Source organism: Streptomyces sp. NPDC048659, assembly GCF_040650575.1.
GTDB lineage: Bacteria > Actinomycetota > Actinomycetes > Streptomycetales > Streptomycetaceae > Streptomyces.
On the sequence record NZ_JBEZHM010000120.1, the window covers coordinates 1 to 7,538 of the forward strand.

7 protein-coding genes and 4 tRNA genes are annotated in these 7,538 nt (G+C 73.0%); 4 read left to right on the forward strand and 7 right to left on the reverse strand.

Translation table 11 applies throughout. The annotated features are described in order from the left end of the window. Positions 1 to 124: 124 nt before the first annotated feature. Complete coding sequence (locus AB0C99_RS39155) at positions 125 to 499, forward strand: lysophospholipid acyltransferase family protein (protein WP_362485231.1); 375 nt, start codon at positions 125 to 127, stop codon at positions 497 to 499. Here the strand turns inward: AB0C99_RS39155 and AB0C99_RS39160 are convergent. The 5 genes from AB0C99_RS39160 to AB0C99_RS39180 all read right to left on the reverse strand — a co-directional run bounded on the left by AB0C99_RS39160 (position 479) and on the right by AB0C99_RS39180 (position 5,231). Beyond that, complete coding sequence (locus tag AB0C99_RS39160; protein ID WP_362485223.1) at positions 479 to 1,141, reverse strand: histidine phosphatase family protein; 663 nt, start codon at positions 1,139 to 1,141, stop codon at positions 479 to 481. The genes AB0C99_RS39155 and AB0C99_RS39160 overlap by 21 nt on opposite strands. 237 nt (positions 1,142 to 1,378) lie before the next feature. Further along, positions 1,379 to 1,454: transfer RNA gene (locus AB0C99_RS39165), tRNA-Lys, on the reverse strand. Between the two features lie 155 nt (positions 1,455 to 1,609). After that, complete coding sequence (locus AB0C99_RS39170) at positions 1,610 to 3,952, reverse strand: DEAD/DEAH box helicase (RefSeq protein ID WP_362485224.1); 2,343 nt, start codon at positions 3,950 to 3,952, stop codon at positions 1,610 to 1,612. Between the two features lie 201 nt (positions 3,953 to 4,153). Then, entirely contained in the window at positions 4,154 to 4,687 is a 534-nt protein-coding gene (locus AB0C99_RS39175) for a hypothetical protein (protein WP_362485226.1), read from the reverse strand. A 193-nt stretch (positions 4,688 to 4,880) separates the two neighbouring features. Continuing rightward, a complete protein-coding gene (locus tag AB0C99_RS39180; RefSeq protein WP_351657827.1) occupies positions 4,881 to 5,231 on the reverse strand; it encodes a metallopeptidase family protein in 351 nt (116 codons plus the stop codon). 104 nt (positions 5,232 to 5,335) lie between these two features. Between AB0C99_RS39180 and AB0C99_RS39185 the strand changes: the two genes are divergently transcribed. The 3 genes from AB0C99_RS39185 (at position 5,336) to AB0C99_RS39195 (ending at position 5,617) form a co-directional block, all read left to right on the forward strand. Continuing rightward, positions 5,336 to 5,408, forward strand: a tRNA-Glu gene (locus AB0C99_RS39185). 39 nt (positions 5,409 to 5,447) lie between these two features. Continuing rightward, a tRNA-Asp gene (locus AB0C99_RS39190) sits at positions 5,448 to 5,521 on the forward strand. 22 nt (positions 5,522 to 5,543) lie between these two features. Next, positions 5,544 to 5,617: transfer RNA gene (locus AB0C99_RS39195), tRNA-Phe, on the forward strand. A gap of 111 nt (positions 5,618 to 5,728) precedes the next feature. Here the strand turns inward: AB0C99_RS39195 and AB0C99_RS39200 are convergent. Both AB0C99_RS39200 and AB0C99_RS39205 read right to left on the reverse strand, forming a co-directional pair. Next, entirely contained in the window at positions 5,729 to 6,562 is an 834-nt protein-coding gene (locus AB0C99_RS39200) for a cytochrome c biogenesis CcdA family protein (RefSeq protein ID WP_362485228.1), read from the reverse strand. Next, positions 6,559 to 7,362: a thioredoxin domain-containing protein gene (locus AB0C99_RS39205; protein WP_362485229.1), complete on the reverse strand. Its 804-nt coding sequence runs from the start codon at positions 7,360 to 7,362 to the stop codon at positions 6,559 to 6,561. The genes AB0C99_RS39200 and AB0C99_RS39205 overlap by 4 nt, the downstream gene beginning before the upstream one ends. Positions 7,363 to 7,538: the final 176 nt, after the last annotated feature.

The following is a 7,538-nucleotide window of genomic DNA, read 5'->3' on the forward strand; positions in this document are numbered from 1 at the left end:
GCGAGTCGGCGGAAAGCCTTCTTGATCTCGTCCTGCGACGCGTCGCGGCGTACGCCGAGTACGGCGCGACCGGCACGGCGGGCCGTCGGCCGCACGCGCCACCCTGGACGCCGGGACCGGCGTCCTGACCGGGGGCGAGCTCCTCGCGCTCTACCCCGAGGGCACCCGCTCACCCGACGGCAGGCTCTACCGGGGCCGCCCCGGCGCCGCCGCCCTCGCCCTCATCACCGGAGCCCCCCTCATCCCGTTCGGCATCACCGGCACCGACCGCGTCCAGCCCCTCGGCAGCACCCGACTGCGCCGCCACCCGGTCCGGATCCGCTTCGGCCCGCCGGTCGCCGTGCCGCCCGGCCACGAGCGCCGTCCGGACGGATTCCCCACCACGGCGGCCCTCCGGGAGACGACGCGGCGGCTCATGGACCGCATCGCCGACCTGTCGGGGCAGGACGTCGCCGATCTGCCGGCTCCCCGCAAGCCCTCAGCCCAGGACAAGGGCTGACGCGGTCCGCTCCCCGACCTCTTGTCCCGCCCACGACAGCACCCGCCAGCCCGTGACCGGGGTGCCCTCCACGACCACGACACCCGTGTTGGGCACCTCGTTCTCCAGGACGAAGCCCAGACAGACGTTGGCCGCCCGCGCCGCGGACCAGATCCGGACGGCCGTGCCGTGCGTCACCAGCGCGGCGACCTCGGCCCCGCAGGCCGCGGCCTCCGCCACCACCGCGTCGAACCGCCCGAGGAACTCCGTCCCGTCGCCCGCCCCCGGCATCGGCACCTCCGGCCGCCCGCTCGCCCACGCCGAGGCGACCGCCGCGTACCTGCTGACGTCGTCGGGCGCCGTGCTGCACTCCCAGACACCCGCTTCCAGCTCCCGCAGTCCGGTACGCACCCGGGGCCGCGCCCCGAGCGCCGCCGCCAACGGCTCCGCGGTCTGCCGCGCCCGCGTGAGCGGCGACACGAACACGGCGCCGATCCGCTCGTCCCGCAGCACCCCGACCAGCTCACCGGCCTGCCGGTGCCCGGCCTCCGTCAACGGCATCCCGGGAGCCGCCGTATCGAGGGCACCCGCCAGGTTCGCGGCCGTCTGGCCATGGCGGATCAGCAGCAAACGCATCGGCACTCCCAGGGCAATCACCGTCATCAGGTCGCTCACCTCCTCAACGGCCCCCCTGGCGGCGGACGTGGCGGCCACCGCCGGGAATTCACCCGTACAGGCATCGACGAGACATCGACGAAGAAGAGCGACGCCGAGGACCGACCCCGCGCCGCCCGCTCACACACCACCCCACACGGGCGCCCGGAATGACGAAGCGCCCCGACCGGCGGAAACCGGTCGGGGCGCTTCGCGGCAGGTCAGGGGGATCCCCTCGGCTGCGCTTGGTAGGCCGTGTGGGACTCGAACCCACAACCAATGGATTAAAAGTCCACTGCTCTGCCAATTGAGCTAACGGCCCGTGGACAAGCACTCTCGTGCAGCATAGCCGGAGACCACCCCGAAACCGATCGGGTATCGGTCCCGGTGCGGCGATACGACGAGGGCCCGCAGCCGCGGTGTGCGGTTGCGGGCCCTCGTCCGGCCCTACGGGGCCTTACCGAGCCTTACGGACGGTCAGCCGTTGCGCTTCCAGCGCGGCTTCTCGTCGCGGCGGAAGCCGCCGCCGGACGGGCGGTGGTCGTCACGGCGGAAGCCGCCGCCCGAGGGGCGGTGGTCGTCGCGGCGGAAGCCGCTGGACGGGCGGTCGTCACGACGGTCGCGGTTGAACGGGCGGTCGCTGCCACGGTGGCCGCCGGAGGGGCGGTCGTCGCGGCGGAAGCCGCCACGGTCGTTGTCACGGTCCCGGTTGAAGGCGGGGCGGTCGTTGTCGCGGCGGAAACCGCCGGACGGACGGTCGTTGTCCCGACGGAAGCCGCCACGGTCGCCACCGCGGTCGTTGTCACGGTCGCGGTTGAAGGCGGGGCGGTCGTTGTCGCGGCGGAAGCCGCCGGACGGACGGTCGTTGTCCCGACGGAAGCCGCCCGAGGGACGGTCGTTGTCACGGCGGAAGCCACCACGGTCGTTGTCACGGTCGCGGTTGAACGACGGACGGTCGTTGTCCCGACGGAAACCGCCGGACGGACGGTCGTTGTCGCGACGGAAGCCACCGCGGTCGTTGTCACGGTCGCGGTTGAACGACGGACGGTCGTTGTCCCGACGGAAACCGCCGGACGGACGGTCGTTGTCGCGGCGGAAGCCGCCACGGTCGCCACCACGGTCATTGTCCCGGCGGAAGCCGCCGCGGTCGTTGTCACGGCGCTCGTAGCCACCGCGGTCGTCACGACGGTCGAAGTCGCGGCGCTCCTCGCGGACCGGCTCGGCCGCCACCGCGGCGATGGCCTCGGCCAGCTCGGCCTCGGCGGCCTCGGTCACCTCGGCGACCGCGGTCTCCGGGTCCTCGCCGCGCTCGCGGGCGGCGCGGGCCACCAGGCGGTCGGCCTCCTCGCGGAGCTCGACGGCGCGGCGCTGCAGGCGCTCCAGCTGCTTGGTGAGGTCGGCGACCTCGCGCTCGGCCTGCTTGGCCGAGTTGTTCGCGGAGTCGGCCTGGACCTCGGTCAGCGAACGGGCGCCGGTGATCTCGGCGACCTCGGGGTCGAACGCGCCCGCCCCGCCGACGATGTGGCGCGAGGCGTCGACGCCCGCGTCCTCCATCAGGCGGAAGATCTGGCGGCGCTGGTGCGGCAGGGCCAGGGAGACCACGACACCGGAGCGGCCGGCACGGGCGGTGCGGCCCGAGCGGTGCAGGTAGTCCTTGTGGTCGCCGGCCGGGTCCACGTTCAGGACCAGGTCGATGCCGTCGACGTGGATGCCTCGGGCGGCGACGTCGGTGGCGACGAGCGCGTTGACGTAGCCGTCCTTGAAGTCCGCCAGGGTCCGCGTACGGGCGCCCTGGGTCATGCCGCCGTGCAGCGCGTCGGCCTTCACACCGGCGTCGCGGAGCTGCTCGGCGATGCGGTCGGCGCCCAGCTGGGTGCGGACGAAGATGATGGTGCGGCCCTTGCGGGCGGCGATGGCCGCGGTGACCGGGGCCTTGTCCTTCGGCTTCACGACCAGGACGTGGTGGGTCATGGTGGTGACGGCGCCGGCGGACGGGTCGACCTCGTGGGTGACCGGGTTCACCAGGTAGCGCTTGACCAGGCTGTCGATCTCGTTCTCCAGGGTGGCGGAGAACAGCAGGCGCTGGCCGCCGGCCGGGACCTGGTCGAGCAGCTCGGTGACCTCGGGCAGGAAGCCCAGGTCGGCCATCTGGTCGGCCTCGTCGAGGACGGCGATCTTGACCTGCTCCAGGGAGCAGGCGCCGCGGTTGATGATGTCGCGCAGGCGGCCGGGGGTGGCGACGAGGATGTCGACGCCGCGCTCCAGCGCGTAGATCTGGTTGCCCATGGACGTACCGCCGCAGACGACCTTCATCTTGAGGCCGAGCACGTCGCCGTAGGGCTGGAGGGCGTCCGCGACCTGCATCGCGAGCTCACGGGTCGGGGTGAGGATGACGCCGCGGGGCTTCTTCTTCTCGGTGCGGCCCTCGGAGAGGGTGGCGAGCAGCGGCAGACCGAAGGAGAGGGTCTTGCCGGAGCCGGTGCGGCCGCGGCCGAGGATGTCCTTGCCGGCCAGGGCGTCCGGGATGGTCGCGGCCTGGATCGGGAACGGGGTGGTGACACCGTTCTGCGCGAGCTTGCGCACGACGCCCTCGGGGAGACCGAGGTCGCCGAAGGTGATCTCGGGGGTCGCGTCGGCCTCGGGGGCCTCAGCGGCCTCGTCGGTGTCGGCGGAGTCGGAGATCTCGGTGATCTCCGCGATCTCGGTGGGCTCGTCCGCCTCGACGACGACGGTGGTGTCCTCGGCCGTCACGGCCTCGGCGACGGTCTCGTCGTTCTCGTTCTCGGGCAGGACGGCGTGATCAGAACTGAAAATGGACATGCGAAATGCGAAACCTTCCGGAGTCTCGGCACGCGCCCGTCAACTCCGTGTTTCGCACTACGGACCGCCTCAATGCGGTCAGCCACGGCAAGGGAGAGTACGCGCCAGTCACGGCGCTCTTCGGTCGTGGCGCCGGGCAAATGGGATCAAACGATCTACCACCATACGCACTCCCCCCCACCCAAGGCAAACCGATCTCCGTCACACCGGCCTGGCCTGCGGCGATGCCTCCGGTTCGGAGAGCTCGCCGGGGCCGTCCGCGGCCCGCATGGCACCCATGTGGGTGTCCGCCCCAGGGGTGGTCGAGGGCGTCTCGCTGACGGTCGGCTCGGAGGTCGGCTCCGGCGGGGCCGTGCTCGGCTCCGTGGTCGGCGCCGGAGGGGAGGGATCGACCGGCGGGGTGGTCTCGCCGCCCGGCGCCCCCGAGCCGCCGCCCGCGCCGCCGCCGGGGCCGCCCGTACCGCCGCCCGGCGTCTGCACCGGCTTCGGCTGCCCGCCGGGACCCGCGGGGCCCGCGCCGCCGCCCGGCTTGCCCGAGGCGCTCGGGGAGCCGCTCGGCACCGGCGCGTCCTTGCCCGAGCCGTCCGCGTCCGCCCCGCTCCGGCCCGTACGGTCGAAGCCGCCCCCGCCGTGGCCGTCGGACGCCCCGCCGTCCTCCGCGGCGCCCGCCGCCGCGCCCCGCTTCCCCACGGAGCTGCTGGGCGCCGGCTTCGCGCCGTCGTCGCTGACACTCATACAGCCGCTGAGACCCGCGCAGGCGGCGACCGCCAACGCGGTGGCGGCCCAACGCACCGGGGTGGGCAAATGGCGCACGGAGGCACCTCCAGGACATGACAGGCAGGAAAGGGGCGCCGACCGAGCCGATCGAACGCATTGCCCTGCCCAACTCCTCGGGCGCCGCAAGGGACACGCCCCCGCCCGGTCCGGCTCAGCCGTAACCCAGCGCGTGCAGCCGCTCGTCGTCGATGCCGAAGTGATGGGCGATCTCGTGGACCACGGTGATCTCGGTCTCCGCGACGACGTCCTCGTGCGACTCGCACATCCGCAGGGTCGGACCCCGGTAGATGGTGATCCGGTCGGGGAGCACCCCGGCGTACCACTCGCCTCGGTCGGTCAGGGGCGTCCCCTCGTAGAGCCCGAGGAGCTCGGGATCGTCGGGCGACGGCTCGTCCTCCACGAACACGGCGACGTTGTCCATCAGCCGCGTCAGCTCGGGCGGGATGCGGTCCAGGGCTTCGGCGACGAGCTCCTCGAACTCCTCGCGCGTCATCTCCAGCACGGGCCCATTCTCCCCCCGGAGGGAACCGTTTTGGCGATACCGCCTGCCATCCCATATGCTTCTCACGTCCCCGACGCGCTGGAAAGCGCCCAGGTGGGCCCTTAGCCCTCATCGTCTAGTGGCCCAGGACGCCGCCCTTTCAAGGCGGTAGCACGGGTTCGAATCCCGTTGGGGGCACGCACAATCCTGTGCGAGACTGGTTCTCGCACAACATATGGCTCTGTGGAGCAGTTGGTTAGCTCGCCACCCTGTCAAGGTGGAGGTCGCGGGTTCAAGTCCCGTCAGAGTCGCTGAGGCTGGAAACAGTCTCGTGGCTGGGTAGCTCAGTTGGTACGAGCGATCGCCTGAAAAGCGATAGGTCGCCGGTTCGACCCCGGCCCCAGCCACAAAGAGAGAAGGCCCCGTTCGAGAGAACGGGGCCTTCTTCGTGTGCCCCCGCCGAACCACTCACGCTGGTACGGGGAGGAGGGCGGCGGCCTCCTCCCCGTACCCGCCCGCTACGCCTCCTCGCGCCGCCGGGCCCGCAGCGCCCGGACGCCGAAGCCCGCCGCCACCACGGCCGGGACCGCGACCAGCAGCGCCCAGTCCGGGACCGCGCGGCCCAGCGCGCCGACCCGCTCCTCCACGGCGAAGGAGGCGTCCACCGACAGCAGGCCCGGCAGCGCGGTCGTCCCGTCGAAGACCAGGAACAGCGTGCCGAGCGCGATGAAGAACAGGCCCGAGAGCAGCGAGGTCGAGTGCAGCTCCAGGCGCCCCAGCCGGATCGGCCGGCCGCGCAGCCAGCGCCGCCGGCCCAGGTCGTAGCGGTTCCACAGCAGGGCCAGCACGAAGAGCGGGACCGCCATCCCGAGCGCGTACACCGCCAGCAGCAGGCCGCCGTAGACCGGGCTGCCGCTGAGCGCGGCCACGGTCAGGACGCTGCCCAGGATGGGGCCCGCGCAGAAGCCGGCCAGGCCGTAGACCAGGCCCAGGGCGTAGACGGAGAACGCGGTCGTCGGGCGGATCCGGCCGCTCGCCTCGCTCAGCCGGCGGGACGCGAAGCCCAGGCCCAGGATCTGCGCCACCCCGAGCGCGATGATCAGCCAGCCGCCGACGGCCACCAGCAGGTCCCGGTGGCCGTAGAAGAGGCGCCCGGCGAAGGAGCCGGCCGCGCCGAGCGGGACCAGGGTGGTGGCCAGGCCCGCGTAGAAGACGCCGGTGCGGGCGATCAGGCGGGCCCGGCCGTCGACCGAGTACGCGAAGAAGGCCGGGAGCAGCAGGGCGCTGCACGGGCTCAGCAGGGCGAGCAGCCCGCCGAGGAAGGCCGCGAAGTAGCCGATACCGGAGGTCACCGGCCGGACTCCGCCGTCTCCCCGGCGCCGGGCTGACCGGCGGTCGGCCGGCCGTCCGTGCCCGGCTTGGCTCCCCCGCCCCGCTTCTTCTTCGTCGCCGCCGTCTTCGCCGCCGCGTCGATGGCGTCGGTGAACGCCTCCATCGGCTGGGCGCCCGCGATCGGGCGGCCGTTCACCAGGAAGGAGGGGGTGGAGGTGGCGCCCAGCGAGTAGCCCTGCTGCTGGTCCTCGCGGACCGCCGCCTTGGCCGCCTCGCCGTCCGTGTCGCGGGTGAAGCGGGCGAGGTCCGGGACGCCGGCCTCCTTCGCGAGGGCGGCCAGGCGCTCCTTGCCGAACCCCTTCTCCTTGGCGCCCTCCGCGTACGCGGCCTTGTGGAACTCCCAGAAACGGTCCTGCTGCCCGGCCGCCCAGGAGGCGCGGGCCACGGCCTCCGACTCCTCGCCGAAGATCGGGAAGTTGCGCCACTCGATGCGCAGCACGCCCTTGTCCACGTACCGCTCGATCAGCTCGGGCTCGGTGTCGCGGGCGAACTTGCCGCAGTAGCCGCACTTGAAGTCGGCGTACTCGATCAGGACCACGGGCGCGTCGGCCCGGCCGAGGGCGAGCTTGTCGGCAGTGTCCCGGCGGGCGTACGCCTCCAGCTCCGGGTAGACGCCCTCGTTGGGGTCGACGGAGACCTCGGCCGCCGCGGACGGGGCCGACGGGCCGGACGGCTTGGTGGCGGCGTACGAGGCGACGCCGAGCAGCGTGGCGGCCAGCACCACACCGCTGACGATCATGACGGGCTTGGACTTGGGCATGTCGAAGTGCTCCTGAGGAGGGAGGGGTACGGGAGGACGGGCGGCGAGGAGGGGCGCCGGCCGTCTAGGGCCTGTCTGACGATTCCCGTCGGGTCCGGCCCGCCCGGCACGCACGCTCGCCGCACGGCCGAAACGCCCAAGTAGCTCCGCTACGAGGGCGCCCCGGCCGCACGCCG